This is a genomic window from Collinsella sp. AM28-11LB, from assembly GCF_003469895.1.
Lineage (GTDB): Bacteria > Actinomycetota > Coriobacteriia > Coriobacteriales > Coriobacteriaceae > Collinsella.
The window spans coordinates 1-23,543 of record NZ_QSKJ01000005.1 but is presented as its reverse complement, the minus strand read 5'-3'; the positions used below and the strand labels follow the sequence as shown (position 1 = coordinate 23,543).

Genomic DNA, 23,543 nt, shown 5'->3' with positions numbered 1-23,543 from the left:
GTGCGGGATAAGCGCTTTTAAGGCCAACGGCGGCGTCGCGCCCGTGCGTCTTGCCCTAAACGGTGAACCCGCCTCGCCGGTGCTGTTCCCTGCGAGTCTCTTTCCCGACCTTATGGGGCTTAAGGGCAAGGATGGCGGATCGTCGCTGCTTAGCGGTCGAACCGCTTTTGCTCTGCTCAAACCGTACATGGTCACGCAGATTGACGGCTGCTTGCGCGGCCTTTTGGCCGACGGCGTGCAGGTGACTGAGGGCTTTAAATGCGCCGACGTCGACCCGCGCGGCGATGCCAGCTATATCAACTATATTTCGGACAAGGCGACGTCGGTCGGCGGCGGCAAAATCGAGCTCTTTGCGCTGGACGAGGCTCGCGAGCTGCTGGCCGGGGGTAAATCGCGTCTGGTCCGCTACACCATGGGCGGCGAGAACTCCGATACCGGCATGATCTACGGCGGAGCCATCTGCCTGTGCTATCTGCACCTGGACGCGACCCAGGCGCCGTTGTTCCAGTCGGTTGCCGACGTCTTGGCGTATCGACGTATCGGCGACTTCGTCATCGACTTTGAACCGTTTATCGCGAGCGTGCTCGAGGGCGATGTGGCCGAGTGCCATGGCGAGGAATCGCGCCACACCATTGTGGGCTGCCCCAGGCTTTCGCTGGTGGAGGAGGGGAGTAAGGTCACCTACACCAACGCGGCCTCCGAGATTCCCGCGGCGCACATCGAGACGCTCTGCCCCGAGGAGATCGCCATCTCCATCGCCGCCGAGATGATCCACCTACGCCGCACCAAGCTCGTCCCCCGCAAGCGCTAGTCGCATCCCAGGGGTAGCTAATTTGGGACGGGGCTTTTTTAGCTGCCTTGTCGCAGGGTAGCTAAAAAAGCCCCGTCCCAAATTAGCTACCCCTGGCACATGCGGGTCATATTTGTGCGGGGGAGTTGTGGAGTTGTGCAGGCAGACGAGGTTTTTCTGGTAATACGCTCCCGATGCGCGTATAGTACCGATTGTTTTGTCGGCTCCTGCTGCGTCGAGTCCAAACCGCGAAATGCCATGAGCGGCGCGGATGCAGCCAGGAGGCACGAGGACAACCCATCGTGGCCACGCCCCGTGCTTAAAACCCCAAGAAGGAGTGAACAATGGCAGAAGAGAAGTATGTGCCGCGTCTGAAGACCAAGTACAACAACGAGGTCAAGCAGCAGCTTCAGGACAAGTTCCAGTACGAGAACGTCATGATGATCCCCAAGTTTGAGAAGATCGTCGTGAACATGGGTGTCGGCGAGGCCGCTACCGATTCCAAGGCCATCGACGGTGCCGTGCGCGACCTGCGCGCCATCACCGGCCAGCAGCCGATGATTACCCGTGCCCGCAAGTCCATCGCTACCTTCCGCCTGCGCGCTGGTATGCCGATCGGCTGCAAGGTTACCCTGCGTGGCGACCGTATGTGGGAGTTCTTCGATCGTCTGACCTCCGTCGCGATCCCCCGTATCCGCGACTTCCGCGGCATCTCCGCCAAGAGCTTCGACGGCCGTGGTAACTTCTCCATGGGCGTCACCGAGCAGCTCATCTTCCCCGAGATCGACTTCGACTCCGTCGATCACCAGCGTGGTATGGACATCACTTTCGTGACCACCGCCAACACCGATGAGGAAGCCAAGGCCCTTCTGGACGCCTTCGGTTTCCCGTTCAAGAAATAGGTTCACCTGCCCTATAAGCGCCGTTCCCACAAGGGGGCGGCGCTTGGGGCGAACAATACTCTATGTGAGGAGGATATAAGTGGCTAAGACATCGATGATCGTCAAGTGCAATCGCAAGCAGAAGTTCTCTACTCGTGAGTACACGCGCTGCCAGCGCTGCGGCCGTCCGCACTCTGTGTACCGCAAGTTCGGCCTGTGCCGTGTCTGCTTCCGCGAGCTTGCACTCAAGGGCGAGCTTCCCGGCGTTAAGAAGGCCAGCTGGTAAGTCACTACCAGCGTTTCAAGCATCAGTTTGGAACAGGGAAAACGCGCTAAAAAGGCTTTGCCGTTAAGGGCGGCGAAGAACCAAGAGCACGTGTTCATCAAGAACGAAGGAGAATCTGTATGAACCTTACAGACCCGATCGCAGATATGCTTACGCGCATCCGTAACGCTAACTCTGTGAACAAGGCCACGGTCTCCATGCCGAGCAGCAAGAAGCTCGTCGAGATCGCTCGTGTTCTGCACGAGGAGGGCTACATCGAGGGCTACGATGTCGAGGACACCGTTCCCCAGAAGACTCTGCACATCACGCTTAAGTATGGTCCCAAGAAGGCTAAGGTCATCAACGGCATCCGCCGCATTTCCAAGCCGGGCCTGCGTAAGTACACCGGCGTTGCCGACATGCCCCGCGTCCGCGGTGGCCTTGGTACCGCCATTATTTCCACCAGCCATGGCGTCATGACCGACCGCGATGCTCGCAAGCACAACGTCGGCGGCGAGATCATCGCTTACGTCTGGTAATTCGCTCGGTAGGTAGAAGGAAAGGAGATCACCGTGTCTCGTATCGGTAATAAGCCTGTCCAGATTCCCGCCGGAGTCGAAGTGGCAGTCAACGGCAACAACGTTGTCGTCAAGGGCCCCAAGGGCCAGCTCGAGCTCGATGTCTTTGAGAAGCTCGCTATTAACGTCGAGGACAACGTCCTCACCGTTTCCCGTCCCGACGACGAGCGTGAGACCCGTGCCCGCCACGGCCTCACCCGCGCCCTCATCCACAACATGGTTGTTGGCGTTTCCGAGGGCTTCGAGAAGAAGCTCGAGCTCGCCGGCGTCGGTTACCGCGTGCAGCAGAAGGGCAAGAACCTCGAGTTCTCCCTGGGCTTCTCGCACCCCGTGATCGTCGAGGCTCCCGAGGGCATCACCTTCGAGGTTCCCGACAACACCCACGTGAACGTCAAGGGTATCAACAAGCAGCAGGTCGGTCAGATCGCCGCTGAGATCCGCGGCCATCGTCCTCCCGAGCCTTACAAGGGCAAGGGTATCCACTACGTTGGCGAGCACATCCGCCGCAAGCTGGGTAAGGCCGCCAAGTAGTCGTAACCGACTCACTCGCATAAGACCAGCACCCCGTCAGGTGCTGGCAAGATCAACCTTTTTAGGAGTTTACGTATGAACAAGCATAAGGCGAAGCTGGAAGGCCTCAAGCGTCGTCAGCGTCGTGTTCGCGGCAAGGTCTCGGGTACCTCCGAGCGTCCGCGTCTTCGCGTGACCCGTACTAACGCCAACATCTATGCCCAGATCATCGACGACAGCAAGGGCTCCAGCCTGACGCTCGTCTCTGCCTCGACCCTCGAGGCCGAGTTCAAGGGCACCCACACCTCGAACAAGGAGGCTGCGGAGAAGGTCGGTCAGCTCGTTGGCAAGCGCGCCATCGAGGCCGGCATCACCAAGGTCGCCTTCGATCGCGGTGGCCGTATCTACCATGGCCGCGTCAAGGCCCTCGCCGACGGTGCTCGTGCCGCCGGTCTCGAGTTCTAGGAGGTATGTAGCACATGGCTCGTAATCAGAAGCAGCAGCGCGAGGCCTCCGAGTTCGAGGAGCGCGTCGTTTACATCAACCGCGTGTCGAAGACCGTCAAGGGTGGTCGTCGCATGAGCCTCGTCGCTCTCGTCGTCGTTGGCGACGGCAAGGGCAACGTCGGCGTTGGCATGGGCAAGTCCGCTGAGGTGCCCCTGGCCATCTCCAAGGCGTCTCTCGATGCCAAGAAGAACATGTTCCACGTGCCGGTGACCGAGCAGGGCACCATCCCGCACGAGGTTCTCGGCCACTTTGGTGCCGGCCGCATCATCATCAAGCCCGCTGTCGAGGGTACCGGCGTTATCGCCGGCGGCGCTGTGCGTCCCCTCTTCGAGCTTGCTGGCATCAAGAACGTCCTGTCCAAGTCCCTCGGTACCGACAACGGCCTCAACATCATCAAGGCTGCCGTCGAGGGCCTCAAGGAGCTCTCCAGCCCTGAGGACGTCGCGGCTCGCCGTGGCCTGACGGTCTCCGAGATGTTCGTCGGTAAGGAGAACTAAGCATGGCTGACACCATCAAGATCAAGCAGGTCCGCAGCACCAACGGTTGCAAGCAGGACCAGGTCCGTACTGTCCGTGCCCTCGGTCTCCACAGGATCCGCGAGGTTCGCGAGATTGCTGACAACGAGTCCGTCCGCGGCATGATCTTCAAGGTCAAGCACCTTGTCGAGATTGTAGAGGAGTAGCAAATGCAGCTTCACGATCTTACTCCCGCGCCCGGTTCCACCAAGAACCGCAAGCGCGTCGGCCGTGGCAATTCTTCGGGTCACGGCACCACTTCTGGCCGCGGCCAGAAGGGCCAGGGTTCCCGCTCTGGCGGCACCAAGGGTGCCGGCTTCGAGGGTGGCCAGACTCCGCTGGCTATGCGCCTGCCCAAGCTTCCGGGCTTCCGCAACCCCCGTCGTATCGAGTACACCGCTGTTAACGTTGAGCGTCTCGAGCGTAAGTTCGAGGACGGCGCTGTGATCGACGGTGCCGCTCTTAAGGCCGCTCGCATCACCAAGAGCGAGTTCGAGCCCGTCAAGGTGCTCGGCAATGGTGAGCTCACCAAGAAGTTCACGGTCAAGGTCGACAAGGTCAGCGCTTCTGCGCAGGCCAAGATCGAGGCCGCTGGCGGAAAGGTCGAGCTGCCGTGCTAAATGGTCTTAAGAATGCTTTCCGCATCAAAGAATTGCGTGAAAAGATTCTTTTTACCATAGCTATGCTCGTCGTGTACCGCATTGGTGCGCACGTTCCTGTGCCCGGCATTCCCTTCCAGGGGATGCTGGGCCTTTTCTCGACCGATAACAATTCGGTCGCCGCAGGTGCTATGGCCCTCCTGAATCTTTTCTCTGGCGGCGCGTTGAGCTATGTGTCGGTGTTCTCCCTGGGCATCATGCCTTACATCACCAGCTCGATCATCCTCCAGATGCTCCAGGCCGTTGTGCCTTCCCTGCATGAGCTTGCCCGCGAGGGCGAGGTCGGTCAGACCAAGATTACGCAGTATTCGCGTTACCTCACCCTGGCTCTGGCAATCCTCAACTCCGTGGGTTACCTCTTCCTCTTTAAGAGCTTCGGCATCAGCTTTACTGGCGCCGGCGCTCCCGAGATCATCTTCGACCTCATGATCGTCGGCACGCTCACCGCGGGCGCCATGCTGATCATGTGGATTGGTGAGCTCATCACCCAGCGCGGTATCGGCAATGGCATGTCGCTGATCATCTTTGCGAACATCATGGCCGGTCTGCCGCAGGCGATCTTCTCCAGCACCGAGGGCAATGCCGGTGGCATCATCACCATGGTGATCATCTGCGCCATCATCTTGCTGGTTATCCCGCTGATTGTTTTCCTTGAGCGCGGCCAGCGCCGCATTCCGGTCTCCTACGCTAAGCGCGTCGTGGGTCGTCGCATGATGGGTGGCCAGACCACCTACCTGCCCATCAAGGTCAACACCGCGGGCGTCGTGCCGATCATCTTCGCTTCGGCGCTGCTGTACTTCCCGGCTCAGATTGCCGTGTTCTTCCCCGGCATCGGCTGGATTCAGGCAGTTGCCTCTGCGCTTTCGACCGGTTGGCTCAACTGGGTGCTTAATGTTGTCCTCATCGTGTTCTTCGCATACTTCTACACCTCCATGGTGTTCAACCCCGATGACACGGCCGACAACCTTAAGAAGCAGGGCGGCTTTATTCCGGGCGTGCGTCCGGGTAGAGCTACCGCGGCCTACATCAAGAATGCGCTCAACAAGATCACGCTTCCCAGCGCTGTCTTTTTGGCGCTCATCGCCATCGTGCCTTCGATCATTTTCTCTTTCACGGGTAACCAGCTGATCCAGGCATTTGGCGGCACGTCCATCCTCATCATGGTCGGCGTCGTGCTCGACACGGTCGATAAGCTCGAAGGCCAGATCAAGATGTATGATTACGATGGATTCTTTAAATAGGCTAGAGGAGGATTGCTCATGAACCTCGTATTGCTCGGAGCTCCGGGTGCCGGTAAGGGCACCGTCGCACAGGAGCTCGTCGCCGAGTTTGGCGTCGCTCACATTTCCACGGGCGACCTGCTGCGTGCTGCCGTCAAGGGCGGCACCGAGCTTGGTATTCAGGCTAAGAAGTACATGGACGCTGGCGAGCTCGTTCCCGACCAGCTCGTGATCGATCTTGTCAAGGAGCGTCTTGCCGCCGATGATGCCCAGCAGGGTTTCATCCTCGACGGCTTCCCGCGCAACACCGCCCAGGCCGTGACGCTCGATTCCGAGCTCTCCGCGATGGGTCGCGAGATCGACTGCGCCCTTCTGGTCGACGTGGCCCCCGAGGTCATTATCGATCGTCTGTCTTCGCGTCGCACCTGCCGCGCCTGCGGTTACACCGGCACCGCTGCCGATGCTACCTGCCCCAAGTGCGCCGGCGAGATGTATCAGCGCGACGACGACAAGCCCGAGACCATCAAGAACCGTCTCGACGTCTACGAGAAGTCCACGAGCCCGCTCGTCGACTACTATCGTGGCCAGGGTCTGCTCAAGTCGGTCAACGGTGACCAGGCTCGCGAGACCGTGTACGGGGATGTCAAAGAGGCCCTCGGTCTATGATCAAGATTAAGTCTGCAACGCAAATCGAGCAGATGAAGAAGGCAGGAGCGCTATCTAAGATGGCGCTCCGCCACGTTGGAGCCATGGTGCGCCCCGGCGTTTCGACTTTTGAGCTCGATCAGCTCGCGGAGCAGATTATCCGCATGCATGGCGGCACCCCTGCCTTTAAGGGATACGGCGGGTTCCCGGGGACTATTTGCGCATCGATCAACGATGCTGTGGTCCACGGTATTCCCAACCCCGACATGATCCTGCGCGATGGCGATATCATCTCCATCGATACGGGAGCCGTTGTCGACGGTTGGGTTGGCGATAACGCTTGGACGTTTTTCGTCGGCACCCCTACGCCTGAGGCCAAGGCCCTGTGCGAGGTTACGCGCGATTGCCTTAAGGCTGCCATCGAGCAGGCTGTTCCCGGTAACCATATCGGCGACGTCGGTTATGCCGTTCAGTCCCTCGCTGAGTCTCACGGTTACGGCGTGCTTCGCGACTATGTGGGCCATGGCATTGGCCGTGTGATGCACGAGGACCCCAACGTTCCTAACTATGGAAAGAAGGGGAGGGGCGTGCGCCTCCAGACCGGCATGGTCATTGCCATTGAGCCGATGGTTACGATGGGTTCCAACCATGTGAGCTCGGGCTCCGACGGTTGGATTGTTACGACCAACGATCACCTGCCCGCCGCGCACTACGAGAACACCGTCGCCATTACCAATGACGGTCCGGTGATTCTCACCACGGACGCGCAAGGTGCTTGGTGCTCCCTGCAGGGCGGAGAAATGTAAAAGTCGCCGCCCCCTGATGCCCAACCTCGCCTTTCAATTTCGAAGGCATGACCCCAAGGTCTATTCCTTCTCATTTCAAGGCGATCTTGGGCATCAGGGAACGGCTTTGTTTTACATTTCAAATGTAACAAGTTCCACGTAGTTGTGGAGCCATTACGAAGATATTACGATGCGTGCATACGTATTGTAGAATACTCAATCGCTGTCGTTTTCTAGAGAAAGATGATTGCTTGTGAAGAAGGAAGACGCAATTGAGCTCGAGGGTACGGTAAAGGAACCGCTGCCCAACGCCATGTTTAAGGTCGAGCTCGAGAACGGTCATTCGGTTCTGTGCAACATTTCTGGCAAGATCCGAATGAATTACATCCGTATTCTCCCCGGTGACAGGGTTGTCGTGGAGCTTTCCCCGTACGACCTGACCCGCGGCCGCATCACCTATCGCTACAAATAGCGGCACGCATACACGCACTCCATTTCCGACTGCAGGCTTAGCTCAACCTACGGTCGGATTGTGTGTGAAGACCAGCCATAGTTTTAAACGCCTGCGGCTGGGCGAGTAGATAGTAGGGAAGTAGTTTGAGCGCTACCGAAAGGAAGAACGATGAAGGTACGTCCTTCGGTCAAGAAGATGTGCGATAAGTGCAAAATCATTAGGCGCCATGGCAAGGTCCTCGTCATTTGCGAGAACCCCCGTCATAAGCAGCGTCAGGGTTAAGAGAGGAGACTACGTTGGCCCGTATTAATGGTGTCGACCTCCCGCGTGAGAAGCGCGTTGAGATCGGTTTGACCTACATTTACGGCATCGGCCGCACCACTGCGACGAAAATTTGCGTCGAGTGCAACGTTAACGTGGATACGCGCGTTAAGGACCTCACCGAAGATGAGGTTAACGCCATCCGTGATTATATCGACAAGAACCAGATCATGGTTGAGGGCGACCTCCGCCGTGAGCGCAACCAGAACGTCAAGCGCCTTATGGACATCGGCTGCAACCGCGGCCTTCGTCACCGCAAGGGCCTCCCGGTCCGCGGCCAGCGCACCCACACTAACGCTCGTACCCGCAAGGGCCCGAAGCGTCAGATCGGTGCTAAGAAGAAGAAATAAGGAGCGCTAGATAGATGGCTACTGCTAAGAAGAACGTTCGCGCTGCCCGTCTGAAGCGCGCGGACCGTAAGAACATTTCCGTGGGCCAGGCCCACATTCGTTCTACGTTCAACAACACGATCGTTTCGATCACCGATCCCCAGGGCAACGTCATTTCCTGGAAGTCGGCTGGCCAGGTGGGCTTCAAGGGCTCCCGTAAGTCCACGCCGTTCGCTGCCCAGATGGCTGCCGAGGCTGCTGCCAAGCAGGCCATGGAGCACGGTATGAAGAAGGTTTCCGTCTTCGTCAAGGGCCCCGGCTCCGGTCGTGAGACCGCCATCCGCTCCCTCCAGGCTGCTGGCCTCGAGGTCTCGAGCATCCAGGACAAGACCCCCATTCCGCACAACGGCTGCCGCCCCAAGAAGCGTCGCCGCGTGTAACTGAAAGGATCGTATCAATATGGCAATCGACAGGACTCCTGTTCTTAAGCGCTGCCGTCAGCTCGGGATCGATCCCGCTGAGCTCGGTTACAGCAGCAAGAAGGAATCTATCCGTCAGCCCAAGCGCCGTCGCAAGGAATCTGAGTACGGCATGCAGCTGCGCGAGAAGCAGAAGGTCAAGTTCATCTATGGCGTTCTGGAGAAGCAGTTCCACGGCTACTTCAACAAGGCCCGTAAGATGAACGGCGTCACCGGTGAGAACCTCATGATTATCCTTGAGTCTCGCCTCGACAATGTCGTCTTCCGTCTTGGCTTCGCCCGCACCCGCAAAGAGGCTCGTCAGTCCGTCCGTCACGGTCACTTCACCGTGAACGGCAAGCGCGTGGACATCCCGTCCTACCGCGTCAAGGCCGGCGACGTCGTCGCTGTCGGCGAGAAGTTCCGTGACCTCCTCCCCATCAAGGAGGCCCTGATTTCCTCCGAGCGCTTTGAGGTCCCTGGCTGGCTCGAGGTCGATATCGAGAAGCTGTCTGGTAACGTGCTCGCTCTGCCGACGCGTGAGCAGATCAGCGGTGATATCAACGAGCAGCTCATCGTCGAGCTCTACTCTAAGTAGTCCATCCGGGCTGCTGAGGCTGGAGGTAATACATGTCAGAATTCATTAGGCCTCAGGTTCAGGTCGAAGAGATCAACGAGACGTCTGCTCGTGTCTCCGTCGAGCCGCTCGAGCGTGGCTACGGCGATACGCTGGGTAACTCCCTTCGTCGCGTTCTTCTGTCCTCGCTCGAGGGTGCCGCCGTCGAGGCTATTCAGATCGATGGTGCGCAGCACGAGTTCATGACCATCCCTAACATGGTCGAGGATGTCACCGACATCGTCCTGAATGTCAAGGGTCTTGTCTTCAGGGCTCTCGGCACGACCGACGAGGCGACCGCCACCATCTCGGTTGACGGCCCCTGCGAGGTCACCGGTGCGGACTTCTTTATTCCGTCCGAGTTTGAGCTGGTCAACCCCGAGCAGCACATTGCTACGCTCACCGAGGGTGGCCATCTCACCATGAGCATGCGCATCGGCTATGGCCGCGGCTATGTCTCTGGCGAGGCTAACCAGCGCGACAACGATCCCATCGGTGTGATCCACGTCGACTCGCTGTACTCGCCGGTTTCCCGTTGCGCCAAGCTCGTTGAGGCTTGCCGTGTCGGTCAGCACACCGACTACGACCGCCTTGTCCTCGAGATCGAGACCAACGGTTCCATCGCCCCGCGCGACGCCGTGGTCCAGGCTGCCAATATCATCAACCAGCATATGGCCGCCTTTATGAACCTTGCCGAGACCCCCGAGGTCGAGGAGGAGGCTTCGATCTTCGCTCCCGAGGTCACCAACGACAACGCCGAGCTGGACAAGCAGATTGAGGATCTGGACCTTTCCGTCCGTTCCTACAACTGCCTTAAGCGCGCCAGCATTCACTCGGTCCGTCAGCTCGTTGAGTTCTCGGAGAACGATCTACTCAACATCCGTAACTTCGGTGTTAAGTCGATCGAGGAAGTGAAGGACAAGCTTGAGTCCATGGGCCTGAGCCTGAAGGCTTAATGCTTCGCATATTTGAGGAGAAACTAGACCATGCGTCACAACGTTAAGAAGGGCCTGAAGCTCGGCACCGATGCGAGCCACACCAAGGCCATGAAGAAGAGCCTTGCTAAGGCCCTCTTCGAGAACGACCGCATCAAGACCACCGAGACCCGCGCTAAGGCGCTGCGTTCGGTCGTCGACCCGATCATCACTTGGGCCAAGAAGGGCGACCTGCACTCTCGTCGTCTGGCTATCGCCAAGCTCGGCGATAAGCAGCTCGTTGCCGAGATCTTCGACAAGGCTGCTCAGGGCATGTGGCAGGACCGCAACGGCGGTTACACCCGCATCATGAAGCTCGGTAACCGCAAGGGCGACAACGCTCCCATCGTTATCATGGAGCTCGTCACCGAGCCTTGCACGCCTAAGGCTAAGAAGGCTGCTCCGGCCCCCAAGAAGGCCGCTGCTCCCAAGAAGGTCGAGGCTGTCGAGGAGACCGCTGCCGAGGAGGCTCCTGCTGAGGAGACCGCTGAGTAGACATTCCGTCTGCATAGGCTATATTCGAGGGGTACGTTCGCGTACCCCTCTTTTTTTGTCGCGATACTGTTGCTTGTTTGTTGGGAGCGCCCATGACTGCGCCGTCTGATATCAATTCGATTCTCGAGCTTGACGCCACCCTTGTATTCCGCGTCGCCTATGACGGCTCGTCGTATAGCGGGTTTGCCGAGCAGCCGGGACAGACGACGGTTGCGGGTGAGCTGCGTCGAGCCATCGAGACGCTGCTTCGCCGCCCGATCGATCTGACATGCGCGGGGCGTACCGATGCCGGCGTGCATGCCGTGGCTCAGTACATCAGCGTGCCCGTAACGGACGCTGAGCTCGCGTGTACGCGCCGTAGGTGGCTGCGGGCTATGGATGCCCTGCTGCCCAAAGATATCGCCATAAACGAGGTCTACAAGGCCCGTAAAGGCTTTTCTGCACGTTTTGACGCGCGTTCCCGTACGTATACGTACCGTATTGCCGATCGAGATGCGCGCCCCGTGCTGTCCCGCGGTGCGGTGTGGTGGCATCGCTATCCCTTGGATGTTGAGGCAATGTCTGCTGCCTGTCCCGCGCTGCTGGGCGAGCAGGACTTTAAAAGCTTTTGCAAGGTTGCCTCGGCCGTTGGCAAGCCCACGCATCGCTGCGTGATGCGTGCCGAGTTTGGCCATGAGGTTGCGTTTGGCGAGGACATCCTGACGTTCACCATCGAGGGTAATGCGTTTCTGCATTCGATGGTCCGTACGATCGTGGGCACGCTTGTCGAGATTGGCATGCATCGCCATGAACCTGGGTGGATGCGTGAGGTCATCGATGCTTGCGACCGTACCGCTGCGGGCCCCACGGCTCCTGCCTGCGGCCTTACGTTTATGGGCGTGGATTACGATCCCGCCGAGCTTGTCGTGATCGACTAGGGGAGGGCTCGACGCGTCGTGCGTCGACACCTGTCATCTGTGGGCTGCGCGTGTGCAACATCTGTTCTTGGCGTGCAATACAACCGGTGTCTCATTGCTTTTATTGCCGGGGTGTACCATGAACGACAGTTTGATTCACTGCTGACGAGAGGACGGATAACTTGGTTCGACGTGGCTCGCATCCGCGACTTTCGGTGATCCTTGTGGTAGAAGGTTCGCCCAGCTATGCGATGCGTGCGCTCGAGAGTATCCAGAGCCAAGACCTCTATGATTTGCAGATTGTCGTTGTCTGCCGCGATGCTGCGCCCGGTGTGCGCCATTCGCTTCAAGTTGCTGCCGACAGGGACATCCATATTGATTTGATTGACGTCGAGGACGCTAAGCGCGGCGCTTGTCTTCGTGCCGGTTTTGATGCCTCGCGCGGCTCTCAAATCATCGCCATGAACGCCGATGAGTGGTTTGCTCCGCACGCCCTTTCCAAGATGGTCGATATCGCGTGCGATACTGCGGCAGACATAGTCTTCCCCACGGTGTCGCTCGACCGCTATGATGCACATCGAGAGCGCCATTCGCGCGTCTTGGATGCTACTCATATTTCCATTGATAGCAAATCATCGATGGTCGCCGGGCTGCCTCAGTTGATTTTAGGCGGCCTGGTTGCTCAAGTCTCTGGCGTGATGTACACCCGTCCGCTGTTTGAGGCATGCCTTTTGTGCGATAAGACGTTTCGCACTGTTGGGTTTATGGCGTGTGCGCTCTCGCAGGCACAGCACGTCTCCGGATGCGGCGACGCTTGTTTCCACGCGGCGGCGCCTAAGCTTACAGATGCCTTTGATCCCACCATGTATGCCAAGGTATCCGATGACACCCGAGCGCTCGATGAGCTTGCGGACTCACTCTCGGAAGCAGATAGCGGTGGTTGGCTCATGCTGGCAAGCCAGAAGTTCTACTTTGCCGGACTGGTCGCCTGCATCGAGAATTTGTGTCTGAGCCCGCATGGGGTGTCATCAATTGAACGCTCCGCCCGTATGCGTGATATGCTTGAGGCACCCCGAACTCGTCAGATGGTTGCGGCGCTTAAGGATGACCACCGCGGACTCGGTTTGTTGTTTGGGCCAATTGCAAGCGCGAAGCCTACGCGTTGCGTGATGTATACGCATTTGGCTGCTTTTCTTAACCGAACTGGTGCCAAAACTGCCTAGGGGTGCTCATTTCAAAACAAACTTGCATGGAATTGTTTCGAAATGCGTTCTTATACACAAAAACTTTCAAATAGCGTTAAACTATTCAATCATTGATTGATCGTCTCCGCCATCTTTTGGAGTGAGGGTTTGTATGGCTAAAAAACGCAATGGGCGCCAGGATGCCATTAGAGATATTGTGCGCAATAAGGACGTCCGCACGCAGCGCGTGCTGGTCGATGAGCTCCGCGCTATGGGCTTTGATTGCACGCAGGCGACTGTCTCTCGCGATATTGCCGATATGGGGCTGCGTAAGCTCCCTGAGGGCATCTATGTTCTGGCAGAGGACCTGCACCTGCAGCGTATGGTTTCCGAGCTCGTAACGGGCGTTCTGCGCACCGATAATCTGGTTATGATCAAGGCTCAGCCTGGCACGGCTTCCGGCATCGCCGCCGCCGTTGATGCGGCAGAGTTGCCCGATGTGCTTGGCTCGCTTGCCGGCAACGATACGATTTTGGTTATTGCCCAGACGGCCGAGGACGGCGAGCGTCTCGAGGCGCTGATCAATAAGCTGAGCAATTCTCGCAAGTAGGCGTGCGGGTCGTGCGCTTGGCCCTGCGTGCGCTGACATAGTGGCTTGTAAGGGGTATCGACGTTGGTCGGTACCCCCTTTTTTTGTTTGCAGGCATAAAGACCGCCCACCAGGTCGCTTTAAACTAAAAGGACCCCGAGCAGTTTAATAAGCTGCTCGGGGTCCTTGTTGCTTATGGCCGGATGATTTCTAGCCGACCGTATCGTCAGGCGTGGGCGAGGGGTCGGGAGTGGGCGTAGGCGAGGGGTCGGGAGTGGGCGTAGGCGTGCCGCCATCGCCGCCGGTCGAACCACCAGTGGAGCCGCCCGTCGAGCCACCGGTCGTACCGGTGCCGCCGGTGGTGTCGCCGCCTGTGGTCTCGGTGGTCGTGGTCGTTGTGGTCGTCGTGGTGGTGGTTTCCTCTTCGTCCTTGTCTTCGTCCTCGTCGCTTTCCGTCTTCTTGGTGTTGTTGGTGCCGTAGAACTTCCAGACGTTATTGTTCTTGTACGTGGGCGCCGTTCCGGTCGGGAACTCCTCGCGCTCGGTTCCGGCCAAAACAGTGTTCATGAACTTCTTAAAGACGGGCAGGTTGGTGCTGTCGCCCAGCAGGTCCGTACCGTACTTTTGGATGGGAATCTCGCCTGCGGAATAACCGGTCCACAGGGCGCATGCCAGTTGCGGCGTGTAGCCGCAGAACCACAGGTTGGTGGTGTTGTCAGTGGTACCTGTCTTGCCGGCATAGGGCTGGTTGACGCTCAGCGCGCCGGCGGCACCCGTGCCACTGCCCTGCATGACGCCGGATAGAACGTCGGTAACCGCGGCAGCCTCGCCTTCGGTGAGCACCTGCGTGGGATTGTCGGTGTGCTGGTACAGAACCGAGCCGGTACGCGAGTCGATCTCGGTGATGGCGATCGGCTGGCGATAATGGCCGCCGTTGGCAAAAGTGGCGTAGGCCGATGCCATCTCGAGCGGCGAGATGGACCCGGTGCCGAGCGTCATGACGGGAACGTCCTCGATATTGTCCTTGGCGGGATCGATGCCGAGCTTTTTGACGAGCGACATGATCTTGTTGTTGCCGATGGCTTCTGCCACCTGAATGTAGCCGGTGTTGGATGAGTATGCCGTTGCCTGCTTAAGCGTGATGTTGCCATGGCTCTGGTTGGCATAGTTTTGCACCTTGGTCGTAGTGCCCTTGGCTGTAAGAGGCGAGTTGCAGTTGAGGGTGACGTTGGGGTTCATACCGTTTTGGATGGCAGTTGCCAGCGTAAAGGCCTTAAACGTGGAGCCCACGGGGCGCTTTGCCGTAGCGTGGTTCACGTGATTCTCGTCGGCGTTGTAGTCGTAGCCGCCCACCATGCACTTGATGTAGCCGGTCTTAGGGTCTACGACGACCATGCCCATGTCCAGGCCGTCGAGCGAAAGCGTGTCGAGCTGCGAGCGCACAGCCTCCTCGGCCACCTGTTGCATGGTGGGGTCGATGGTGGTCTTGACGGTCAGGCCGCCCTTAAAGAGCACGTCGGTCGAGAACTCCTGCTCCAGCAGCTGCTTAACATAGGCGACAAAGTAGGGCTGCGAGTATATGTCGACGCCGCTGCCCGAAATCTCGGTCACGTTGAGGGTGATGGGCTCGGCCTGTGCGGCATCGTGCTCCTCCTGCGTGATGTGGCCCAGGCGCAACATGTTGTCAAGGACCTTGTTGCGACGGGACAGCGCCAGGTCGGGGTTGACCGTGGGGTCGTACTGCGAGGGCGAGTTGGGAAGGCCGATGAGCAGCGCGGCCTCGCTGAGGGTGAGGTCGGCGGCGCTCTTGGACAGATAGGTCTCGGCTGCGGCCTCGATGCCGTAGGCGCCGTGGCCGTAATAGATGGTGTTGAGGTACATCATGAGGATCTCGTCTTTGGAGTACATGTCCTCCATCTTGACGGCGATGTAGGCCTCGCGCACCTTACGCTCGATGGTCGAGTCGAACTGCTCCTCCTGCAGGATGGTGTTGCGCACCAGCTGCTGGGTGATAGTCGAGGCGCCTTCGTGCCCGCCGCCGAGGGTTGCCACCGCAGCACGCGCGATACCCCACAGGTCGATACCGCCGTGCTCGTAGAAGCGCTCGTCCTCGACGTCAACGGTGCCCTGCAGCACGTAGGGGGAGACCTCGTCCTTGGTGATGGACTTGCGGTTTTGCGTGTAGAAGCTCGCGATCTTGTTGCCGTTGCAGTCGACGATCTCGGTGGGCTCGCTCACCAGATACGCGTTGGCGTCGGTGTAGTCGGGCAGATCGGACAGCCAGCGGTTGACGTTGCCGACCATGCCGATGCCAAATGCCACGCCCGCGATAAGCAGAAAGCCCAAAAACGAGAGCAGGATTATGGGCAGGGCATGCGTCTTTGAACGGCTGCGTCCCTGTCGTTGGCGAGGACCCATATATTGACCTCCAGGTATGTCGTGCCGGACGGTGGATGTGCCGTCGGGGCAGGATGGACATAAGTTATTACACGATAAACCAAACGGGGCGCGCGAGGCCTCGTGTATGCTGGAAGACGGCATTTTTCAGAGTGAATGCATACCTTGGTAAGGAGTTTGCCGATGGCGATTCGGACGATGGGGCCGAGCGGACAATACGAGACTGGATTGGATGGTGCCGGTGCGGCGCTGCCCGAGCTGCTGGCGCCGGCGGGCGGACTCGACCAGATGCTTGCGGCCATCGCCGCGGGCGCCGATGCCATCTATGCGGGGTTGGGCGACTTTAACGCCCGTGTGAGCGCCCATGGCTTTACGGATGACGAGTTTGCGCGCGGTTGTGCCGTGGCGCATGCCCATGGCGTGCGTGTGTACGTGACGCTCAACGTGTTCGTGTTTGACGATGAGTTGTCCGACGCGGCGGCGTTGGGAGCTCATGCACTGGAGCTGGGCGCCGATGCCCTGATTGTTGCCGATGCCGGATTGGCGTGCGCGCTGCGTGCGGCGATTCCTGGCGTCGAGATTCACCTGTCCACGCAGGCGGGCGTTCATAGCGAAGGCGCCGTGCGGCTTGCCGCCGATGAGCTGGGGGTCGAGCGCGTGACGACGGCACGCGAGCTGACGGTCGACGAGATTGCCTCCTTGTGCGGTACGGGCGTGCCTATCGAGGTGTTCTGCCACGGGGCCATCTGCATTGGCTACTCGGGTGCTTGTGAGTTCTCAGCCCTGAGACGCGGGCGCTCGGCGATGCGCGGGGACTGCACACAGCCGTGCCGCCTGGCGTACGACCTAGTGGACGAGGCGGGGGAGAGCGTCGTCGCCGTTGAGGGGGACCGTCTGCTGTGTCCGCGTGATTACCTGAGCATTGCGCACCTGCCCGAGCTTGTTGCCGCCGGCGTGGCGTCGCTCAAGATCGAGGGTCGCATGAAGAATCCCGACTATGTCTTTAACGTGGTGAGGGCGTGGCGTCACGCGCTCGATATGCTGCGCGACGGCACGTGGGATGCCAATGCGGTGCCGGCGCTTGAACGAGAGCTGGGAAGGTCGTTTAACCGTGGGTTTACCGATGCGTACCTGCGAGGGCGTTCGGGCGCCGAGCTTATGAGCTTTGAGCGTGCAATCAACCAGGGCGTGCGCGTGGGGCGCTTGGTCGCTGTGGGCCACGAAGAGGTGGCCGTTGAGCTCGACGCCGCCGTGGCGGCGGGTGACACGCTCGAGATTCGGTTCTATCCGGGTGTCGACGCGCGTCCCGATGTGCCCAAGCGCTGGCCGCAGGTGCCCTGCCCGGTGAGTGCCGCGGCGGGGGAACGCGTTGTCGTGCATTGCAAGCGTAAGGTGGACACGGGCTGCGAGGTGTACCTGATTCGCAGCGCCGGCATGTTGGATCAGACGGCGGCGGTGTTGGAGCGCATGCGGGCCGAGGCAGATGCGATTGCGCCCGTTGCGCGTGCCGTTGAGGTACTGCCCTTTGAGGACGTTGCGGTGGATGGCGGTGCGTCGACGGAGTTGGTGGAGTGCGCGGTTCCCGCTCGCATGGTTTTTGCTTGGCAGCTGATGGATGCCGACCCGCGCGGAGAACTCGATTTGTCCGACGCCGTTGTGGTGCTCGACGAAGTGTGCCGCACGGGTGACGCTGACCGGACCCGCTCACTGATGCAGCGTGCCGGGCGCGTCGTCTGCCGCAACCTGGGGCAGGTGGTGATCGCTCGAGAGCTGGGCGTGACGTTTGACGTGGCGGCGCCGGTGTTCTGTGCGAACCGGACTACGCTTGCCTGGCTACGTGGGCTCGGCGCGGGTCGGGTGTACTTGCCGGCCGAGTTGCTCGGCAATGATGCGGAACGTATTGCCGAACTGACGGCCGAACCTGGTGTTCTGGGCCCCGTCGATGCCGACCACACCGAGCTCATGGTGTGCGAGCACTGCCTGCTGACCGCCGAGGGGGCTTGCGCCACCGATGCGGCGCAAGCCGGGGCATGTTGTCACGATTGCATGCGTCGTCGGCAGGCGCGCTATCTGGTTGAGCGGGATGGCACGCGTTTGCCAGTTGCCATCGATGCACGCGGCAGGACGAGGATTTTCCTGTCATAGGTGCCGCGTCGCGCCGTTTTGGTTATCATAAGTGAGTTTATGAACTTCCAGCACCGCCGTATCCGGTGAGGGTGCTATAGCAAAAGGAGGATACCCAATGCTGTCTGTTGACGAGCAAATGCGTATCATCACCTCGGGCGCTGCGAAGATCGTCCCCGAGGCCGACCTTCGCAAGAAGCTTGAGAAGGGCGAGCCCCTCAACATCAAGCTCGGCGTCGACCCCACCAGCCCCGATCTGCACCTGGGCCATGCCGTGCCGCTGCGCAAGATGCGCCAGTTCCAGGACCTGGGCCACAACGTCACCCTTATCATCGGCAACGGCACCGCGCTGATCGGCGACCCCTCGGGCAAGAACTCCACGCGTCCGCAGCTTTCGCAGGAGCAGATCGAGGCCAACGCCGAGACCTATGTGAGCCAGGCCATGAAGATCCTGGACCCCGAGAAGACCACCATCGTGCACAACGGCGATTGGATCCTTTCGATGGATCTGGCCGGCCTGCTGCAGGTGTGCTCCAAGTTTACCGTCGCCCGCATCCTTGAACGCGACGACTTTACCAAGCGCTACCAGTCCCAGACGCCGATCGCCCTGCACGAATTCCTGTACCCCGTGATGCAGGCCTTCGACTCCGTTCAGATTAAGGCCGACGTGGAGATGGGCGGCACCGACCAGCTCTTTAACCTGCTCGCCGGCCGCGAGCTTATGGAGAAGATGGGCATGGAGCCGCAGATCGCGCTTACCATGCCGCTGCTCGAGGGCACCGACGGCGTGCGTAAGATGTCCAAGTCCTATGGCAACTACATCGGCCTGACCGACGCTCCCAAGGATATGTTCGGCAAGACCATGTCCATCCCCGACGAGATGATTGGCAAGTACTATCGTCTGGCCAGCTCGCTCACCCCGGCCGAGGTCGACAAGATCGATGCTGCTCTGGCCGATGGCTCTGCCGACCCCTACGAGCTCAAGCGCGCTCTGGGCCGCGACCTGTGCGACACCTACCACGGCGCCGGTGCCGGCGACGAGGCTCAGACCGAGTTCGACCGCGTGTTCAAGGAGGGGCAGCTTGCCGACTTCCCCGAGAAGCACGTTGAGCTGACCGTCAACGACGAGGGCCAGATCTACCTCGCTGGCCTGCTCAAGGACCTGGGTCTTTCGGCCAGCGCCGGCCAGGCCCGCCGCGATATCGACGGCGGCGGCGTCAAGATCAACGGCGAGGCCGTGGCTCCCAAGAGCTACAACATCGACCCCAGCGCCCTCAAGCTGGGCGACACCCTCTCCGTAGGCAAGCGCAAAGGATTTAAGTTGGTCTAACGAGTAAGTCAACCTCACAGAATGAGAGTGGATAATCTTCCGTTTTTGGCCTGTTTGTGGGCTCAAAGTGGGAGATTATCCACTCTCGTCATTTGCAGGGGGTGTATTGCTGTCCCATCGTTTGGGCATACAATGGCTATTGGTTTGCTGCGGTGAAGGTCTGTCCGCCCTGCAGCTTTTTTCTACGGTTAAAGGAGTATGTATGTCCGTTGAGGTCATGAGGTCTGTGATCGACGCTGCCGAGGGTCGCGTGCCCGTCGACACGCTGTTTGCCAATGCGCAGATTGTCGACGTATATGGCCAGCGCGTGGCACCCGGTAGCGTTGCCGTCAAGGATGGCGTAATCGTCGGCGTGCTCTACGACGGTCGCGACGATGCCGCCGGCACCTACGAGGCGACCGAGGTTATCGACTGCCAGGGCCGCTATCTTGCTCCCGGCTTTATTGACGGGCACCTGCATATCGAGTCTTCGAACATCCGTCCCGCCGAGTATGCTCGCATGGCCGCGACGCGCGGTACTACCACCGCCATTGCCGACAGCCACGAGATTGCCAATGTTGCCGGTCTCGACGGCTTGCGCTTTATGATCGAGGATGGTCGCCGCGCACCCATCTCCATCAAGTACATGATGCCTTCGTGCGTGCCCGCGCTGCCCGATGAGCAGGCCGGTGCCGTTATTTCGGCCGCCGATATGCAGGCGTTTTTTGCCGAGCATCCGGGTGATGTCTTTGGCCTGGGCGAGATGATGAACCTGCCGGGCGTCTTTATGGCCGATCCCGAGACCTGTGCTCGTATCGACGCTGCCAACCAGACGCCGTCCAAGCAGGTCGACGGTCACGCCCCGCTCGTTGCCGGCAAGGATCTCAACGCCTATGCCGCGGCAGGCATCATTGCCGACCACGAGTCGACGATTCCCGAGGAGGCGCTCGACAAGCTGTCCCGCGGCATGTATGTGATGCTGCGTGAGGGCACGTGCAGCCACGACCTGGCTAATTTGTCCCCGATGCTGCTGGAGAACCCTGCCCGCGCCCGCCGCTGCTGCTTTGCGACCGACGACCGCGCTCCCTCCGATGCTCTTTCGACCGGCATGATCGACAATGCCTGCCGCGTGGCCATCGAGGCCGGCATCGACCCGGTGGTCGCTATCTCCATGGCGTCCCTTTCCACGGCTGAGGCATTTGGCCTGGACCACGGCTGTCGTGACCCGCATGAGCTCCGCGGCGCGATCGCCCCGGGCAAGCGCGCCGACCTGCTGGTGCTCAACGACCTGACGTTTGTCGCGGCTCCGCATCTCGTGTATGCCGCCGGTGCGCTCGTGGCACAGGACGGCGCCTTTGTGGGCGAGATTGCACCCGAGATGGCCGAGGTTGCGGCCCTTGCCGATGAGCTGCGCGCCTCCGTTAAGCTGCCGAAGCTTTCGCTTGACGTGTTCGATTATGCCTTTAAGCCGGGCGAGGCGGTTATTGATGTGATCCCGGGCATGGCTATCACGGGCATGGTTCGTCCCGAGACTGACGAGGGCCTGCGCCGCATTATGCTGATCGAACGTCACGGCCGCGGCGTGTCGCTGCAAGCCGAGGGCGCCGACGGTGATGGTCCTGCGGGCCTGGGTCTTGTTGACAAGCACATCGGTCGCGGCTGGGTGCGCGGTTTCACCATCACCGGTGGTGCCATTGCCTCCACGATCGGCCACGACTCGCACAACGTGTGCGTGGTGGGCGACAACGCCGCCGATATGATGGCTGCTGTTGAGGCCGTGGGCCAGGGCGGTCACGTGCTGGTGCGCAACGGCGAGGTCGTGGCGCGCATTCCGCTGGCGCTCGGTGGCCTGATGAGCGAGGGCACGGCCGAGGATGTCGCAGCGCAGCACGACGACTTTATGGTCAAGGCGCGCGCCATGGGTATTGAGCCGCCGCTCGACCCCATCATGGGCATCATCTTCCTGCCCCTGCCGGTCATCCCGACGCTCCGCATCCGCCCCGAGGGCATGTTCGACGTCACGACCTTCACCTACGCCGACTAATCATCGGGGACGTTCTTAAACGACTAGTCGCTGGGGACACTCTTTGGCGTGTCGCCTGACGCCGCGACCGTGGGCTCTCTGGTGCGCGTGAGCTATTTGCCAGGTCTATGTAACGTTTATGACTGCGGGGTCTTATTTGAGCTCCCTTTGGGTACGTTGGAATCGGATACACGTTCGATTCCAGCAAGCCCGAAGGGAGCTTTTCTATGTTTAAGCTGATTGCATCCGATATGGACGGCACACTGCTTGACGAAAATGGCCAGGTGCCTCCCGAGACCTACGAACTGATCCTGGCACTACGCGAGCATGGCGTGCATTTTGCCGCGTCGTCAGGCCGCCGCTACGATCGCCTGTGCGAGTTCTTTGCGCCCGTTCGCGACAAAATGGACTTTGTCGCAGCTAACGGTGCCCAGGTCTACGCCGACGGCAAAATGGTAGGCCGTGAGGTGTATTCGCACCTGGCGATTCGAAAGCTAGCCCAGGCCGTCGCGACGTTTCCCAATCTGCATCTTGCACTCTTTGACCGAACCAAGTCCTTCTTGCTCGATGACGAGAGTAAGTTCGTGCGCGAGGTGGATAAGGACCTTCCCAATGCCGAGCGCATTTGGGAGCTGCCCGATCCCAGCGTAAATATCATCAAGGCGAGTATCTTTTGCGATGATGGTGCCGTTATGGACAGCGCTTACGTACTGCAGCGCGAGCTCGGCCAGTTCTTTACCTTTGCGCCTTCGGGCAACGCGTGGATCGATGCCATGCAGCCCGGCGTGTCGAAGGCCTCTGGCATCGCGCAGCTCGCGGAGCATTACGGCATTGGGCGCGATGAGATCATGGCATTTGGCGACTCGATGAACGACTACGAGATCATTCGCTTTGTCGGCACGGGCTGCGCGATGGAAAACGCGCGCCCCGCGCTCAAGGCAGTCGCCGATCGCGTGGTGGGGTGCAACCGCGACCACGCCGTCCAGCAGGAGCTCCGTCGCGTGCTGGAGAGTCTCGCCTAATTCGGCAGATGGGGACAGTCCTTGCAGCGCCCCGCGAAGAGTGCCCCCAACGACTACTGTGACCAGGGTAGCTAAAAAAGCCCCGTCCCAAATTAGCTACCCTGCCGGGTTGCTGCTGCTAGGCGAGGGCGGCCATGACGGCGCGGGCGACGCCGTCGTGGTCGTTGTCGTATTCGGTGATGGCGCCGGCGGCTTCGCGGTCCTCGGGCTCGGCATTGATCATCGCCGTACCGTGGCCCGCTGCCTGCAGCATGGGGATGTCGTTGATGTTGTCGCCGAACGCCCAGGCGTCGGCGAGAGGCTCGCCCAGATGTCCACATAGCCAAGCCAATGCCGTTCCCTTGGTGGCGCCCCCGCCCATGACCTCGATATTCATGGCGTACGAACGCGTGACCTCAATGCTTTCGAGTGTGTCGAGCGCCGCCACGATAGCATCGCGGTCGGCTGAGTCGTGCCAGTACATGGCGATGCGTTCGAGCACCTCGACCTCGTCGATTTTGCTGTCGATATCCATGTCGATCGGCGTTCGCGTGCGCTTGAGCGAAGCCGCGATGTGAGGATCTCCGCCGCAGAATTCGTCCAGGCGCGTGTAGAGCGAGCGGGGGAGGAAGCACCGCCCGTCCGCGAAGATATCGAAGGTCACATCGTGGCCGGCGGCAATGCTATGGACGCGGTGGGCGATGGCGCGGTCGAGCGGTCGGCTCAATATGCGCGTGGCGCGTGAGGCATCGGTGGGCACATCCTCGTCGAGCTGCCAGACGCTAGCGCCATTGGCGCAGACTGCGTAGTGCACGGCAGGATGGGCGAGGATGGCCTCAAAGACGCCCGACAGCGGACGCCCCGTGCACGGTACAAACTCAATGCCGCGACGTGCGAGCTCGTCGAGCATCGTCCAGGTGGCGTCGCTCATCTGCTTGTCACTCGTCAACAGTGTTCCATCCATATCGGAAAAAACAAGAGGCTTCGGTAGTTTGTGTGACAAGGGGCTAGCCTAGGC

At 60.1% G+C, this 23,543-nt stretch carries 28 protein-coding genes; 26 read left to right on the top strand and 2 right to left on the bottom strand.

Going from position 1 to position 23,543, the window contains the following annotated elements:
• Positions 1–43: 43 nt before the first annotated feature.
• The 22 genes from DW732_RS09960 to DW732_RS04460 all read left to right on the top strand — a co-directional run bounded on the left by DW732_RS09960 (position 44) and on the right by DW732_RS04460 (position 13,692).
• On the top strand, positions 44–811 hold the full coding sequence (locus DW732_RS09960) for a hypothetical protein (RefSeq protein ID WP_199569746.1): 768 nt from the start codon (positions 44–46) through the stop codon (positions 809–811).
• A 323-nt stretch (positions 812–1,134) separates the two neighbouring features.
• Complete coding sequence (rplE, locus tag DW732_RS04560) at positions 1,135–1,692, top strand: 50S ribosomal protein L5 (protein ID WP_006235260.1); 558 nt, start codon at positions 1,135–1,137, stop codon at positions 1,690–1,692.
• Positions 1,693–1,771: 79 nt separating this feature from the next.
• Positions 1,772–1,957, top strand: coding sequence for a type Z 30S ribosomal protein S14 (locus tag DW732_RS04555; protein ID WP_022094280.1), 186 nt, complete (start codon positions 1,772–1,774; stop codon positions 1,955–1,957).
• Between the two features lie 119 nt (positions 1,958–2,076).
• Positions 2,077–2,475, top strand: a complete 399-nt coding sequence (rpsH, locus tag DW732_RS04550; RefSeq protein ID WP_006235262.1) for a 30S ribosomal protein S8 — start codon at positions 2,077–2,079, stop codon at positions 2,473–2,475.
• A gap of 33 nt (positions 2,476–2,508) precedes the next feature.
• Positions 2,509–3,045 (top strand): 50S ribosomal protein L6, encoded by a 537-nt coding sequence (gene rplF / locus DW732_RS04545; RefSeq protein ID WP_006235263.1) that lies wholly within the window; start codon positions 2,509–2,511, stop codon positions 3,043–3,045.
• A 75-nt stretch (positions 3,046–3,120) separates the two neighbouring features.
• The gene (rplR, locus tag DW732_RS04540; protein WP_006235264.1) at positions 3,121–3,489 is read left to right on the top strand and encodes a 50S ribosomal protein L18; all 369 of its coding nucleotides are present in this window, start codon (positions 3,121–3,123) and stop codon (positions 3,487–3,489) included.
• A gap of 14 nt (positions 3,490–3,503) precedes the next feature.
• Positions 3,504–4,028: a 30S ribosomal protein S5 gene (gene rpsE / locus DW732_RS04535; RefSeq protein WP_055252236.1), complete on the top strand. Its 525-nt coding sequence runs from the start codon at positions 3,504–3,506 to the stop codon at positions 4,026–4,028.
• A gap of 2 nt (positions 4,029–4,030) precedes the next feature.
• Complete coding sequence (gene rpmD / locus DW732_RS04530; RefSeq protein WP_006235266.1) at positions 4,031–4,213, top strand: 50S ribosomal protein L30; 183 nt, start codon at positions 4,031–4,033, stop codon at positions 4,211–4,213.
• A gap of 3 nt (positions 4,214–4,216) precedes the next feature.
• Complete coding sequence (gene rplO, locus DW732_RS04525) at positions 4,217–4,666, top strand: 50S ribosomal protein L15 (protein WP_006235267.1); 450 nt, start codon at positions 4,217–4,219, stop codon at positions 4,664–4,666.
• Complete coding sequence (gene secY, locus DW732_RS04520) at positions 4,660–5,946, top strand: preprotein translocase subunit SecY (protein ID WP_117734357.1); 1,287 nt, start codon at positions 4,660–4,662, stop codon at positions 5,944–5,946. Before rplO ends, secY begins: the two co-directional genes overlap by 7 nt.
• Positions 5,947–5,964: 18 nt before the next feature.
• The gene (locus DW732_RS04515) at positions 5,965–6,591 is read left to right on the top strand and encodes an adenylate kinase (RefSeq protein WP_055252238.1); all 627 of its coding nucleotides are present in this window, start codon (positions 5,965–5,967) and stop codon (positions 6,589–6,591) included.
• Positions 6,588–7,376 (top strand): type I methionyl aminopeptidase, encoded by a 789-nt coding sequence (gene map / locus DW732_RS04510; RefSeq protein ID WP_117743545.1) that lies wholly within the window; start codon positions 6,588–6,590, stop codon positions 7,374–7,376. Before DW732_RS04515 ends, map begins: the two co-directional genes overlap by 4 nt.
• A 232-nt stretch (positions 7,377–7,608) precedes the next feature.
• Positions 7,609–7,827 carry a translation initiation factor IF-1 gene (gene infA, locus DW732_RS04505; protein WP_035137443.1) on the top strand — a complete coding sequence of 73 codons (219 nt, stop codon included), beginning with the start codon at positions 7,609–7,611 and terminating at the stop codon, positions 7,825–7,827.
• A 150-nt stretch (positions 7,828–7,977) separates the two neighbouring features.
• A complete protein-coding gene (gene rpmJ, locus DW732_RS04500; protein ID WP_006363204.1) occupies positions 7,978–8,091 on the top strand; it encodes a 50S ribosomal protein L36 in 114 nt (37 codons plus the stop codon).
• Between the two features lie 14 nt (positions 8,092–8,105).
• A complete protein-coding gene (gene rpsM / locus DW732_RS04495; RefSeq protein WP_022094275.1) occupies positions 8,106–8,480 on the top strand; it encodes a 30S ribosomal protein S13 in 375 nt (124 codons plus the stop codon).
• A gap of 14 nt (positions 8,481–8,494) precedes the next feature.
• Complete coding sequence (gene rpsK / locus DW732_RS04490; RefSeq protein ID WP_006235274.1) at positions 8,495–8,899, top strand: 30S ribosomal protein S11; 405 nt, start codon at positions 8,495–8,497, stop codon at positions 8,897–8,899.
• A gap of 19 nt (positions 8,900–8,918) precedes the next feature.
• Positions 8,919–9,515: a 30S ribosomal protein S4 gene (gene rpsD, locus DW732_RS04485; RefSeq protein ID WP_006235275.1), complete on the top strand. Its 597-nt coding sequence runs from the start codon at positions 8,919–8,921 to the stop codon at positions 9,513–9,515.
• Between the two features lie 32 nt (positions 9,516–9,547).
• A complete protein-coding gene (locus tag DW732_RS04480) occupies positions 9,548–10,489 on the top strand; it encodes a DNA-directed RNA polymerase subunit alpha (protein WP_117734359.1) in 942 nt (313 codons plus the stop codon).
• A gap of 30 nt (positions 10,490–10,519) precedes the next feature.
• Positions 10,520–11,002, top strand: a complete 483-nt coding sequence (gene rplQ / locus DW732_RS04475) for a 50S ribosomal protein L17 (RefSeq protein WP_089573564.1) — start codon at positions 10,520–10,522, stop codon at positions 11,000–11,002.
• Between the two features lie 92 nt (positions 11,003–11,094).
• Positions 11,095–11,919 (top strand): tRNA pseudouridine(38-40) synthase TruA, encoded by an 825-nt coding sequence (truA, locus tag DW732_RS04470; protein WP_118098927.1) that lies wholly within the window; start codon positions 11,095–11,097, stop codon positions 11,917–11,919.
• 161 nt (positions 11,920–12,080) lie between these two features.
• On the top strand, positions 12,081–13,121 hold the full coding sequence (locus DW732_RS04465; protein WP_158567350.1) for a glycosyltransferase: 1,041 nt from the start codon (positions 12,081–12,083) through the stop codon (positions 13,119–13,121).
• A gap of 133 nt (positions 13,122–13,254) precedes the next feature.
• On the top strand, positions 13,255–13,692 hold the full coding sequence (locus tag DW732_RS04460; RefSeq protein ID WP_006235280.1) for an arginine repressor: 438 nt from the start codon (positions 13,255–13,257) through the stop codon (positions 13,690–13,692).
• 189 nt (positions 13,693–13,881) lie between these two features.
• Here the strand turns inward: DW732_RS04460 and DW732_RS04455 are convergent, their stop codons facing one another.
• Positions 13,882–16,089 (bottom strand): transglycosylase domain-containing protein, encoded by a 2,208-nt coding sequence (locus DW732_RS04455; protein ID WP_118098925.1) that lies wholly within the window; start codon positions 16,087–16,089, stop codon positions 13,882–13,884.
• Positions 16,090–16,251: 162 nt separating this feature from the next.
• Here DW732_RS04455 and DW732_RS04450 point away from each other — a divergent pair, with 162 nt between their 5' ends.
• From DW732_RS04450 to DW732_RS04435, 4 genes are all read left to right on the top strand, one after another.
• Positions 16,252–18,213 carry a U32 family peptidase gene (locus DW732_RS04450; protein ID WP_158567349.1) on the top strand — a complete coding sequence of 654 codons (1,962 nt, stop codon included), beginning with the start codon at positions 16,252–16,254 and terminating at the stop codon, positions 18,211–18,213.
• Positions 18,214–18,310: 97 nt separating this feature from the next.
• Positions 18,311–19,522, top strand: coding sequence for a tyrosine--tRNA ligase (gene tyrS / locus DW732_RS04445; RefSeq protein WP_118098923.1), 1,212 nt, complete (start codon positions 18,311–18,313; stop codon positions 19,520–19,522).
• 202 nt (positions 19,523–19,724) lie between these two features.
• Entirely contained in the window at positions 19,725–21,545 is a 1,821-nt protein-coding gene (locus tag DW732_RS04440) for an adenine deaminase (RefSeq protein WP_118098922.1), read from the top strand.
• A gap of 206 nt (positions 21,546–21,751) precedes the next feature.
• A complete protein-coding gene (locus tag DW732_RS04435; protein WP_118098921.1) occupies positions 21,752–22,546 on the top strand; it encodes a Cof-type HAD-IIB family hydrolase in 795 nt (264 codons plus the stop codon).
• A gap of 118 nt (positions 22,547–22,664) precedes the next feature.
• On the opposite strand, the gene DW732_RS04430 is transcribed toward DW732_RS04435, so the two are convergent.
• Positions 22,665–23,528 carry a Cof-type HAD-IIB family hydrolase gene (locus DW732_RS04430; protein ID WP_255413413.1) on the bottom strand — a complete coding sequence of 288 codons (864 nt, stop codon included), beginning with the start codon at positions 23,526–23,528 and terminating at the stop codon, positions 22,665–22,667.
• Between the last annotated feature and the right edge of the window lie 15 nt (positions 23,529–23,543).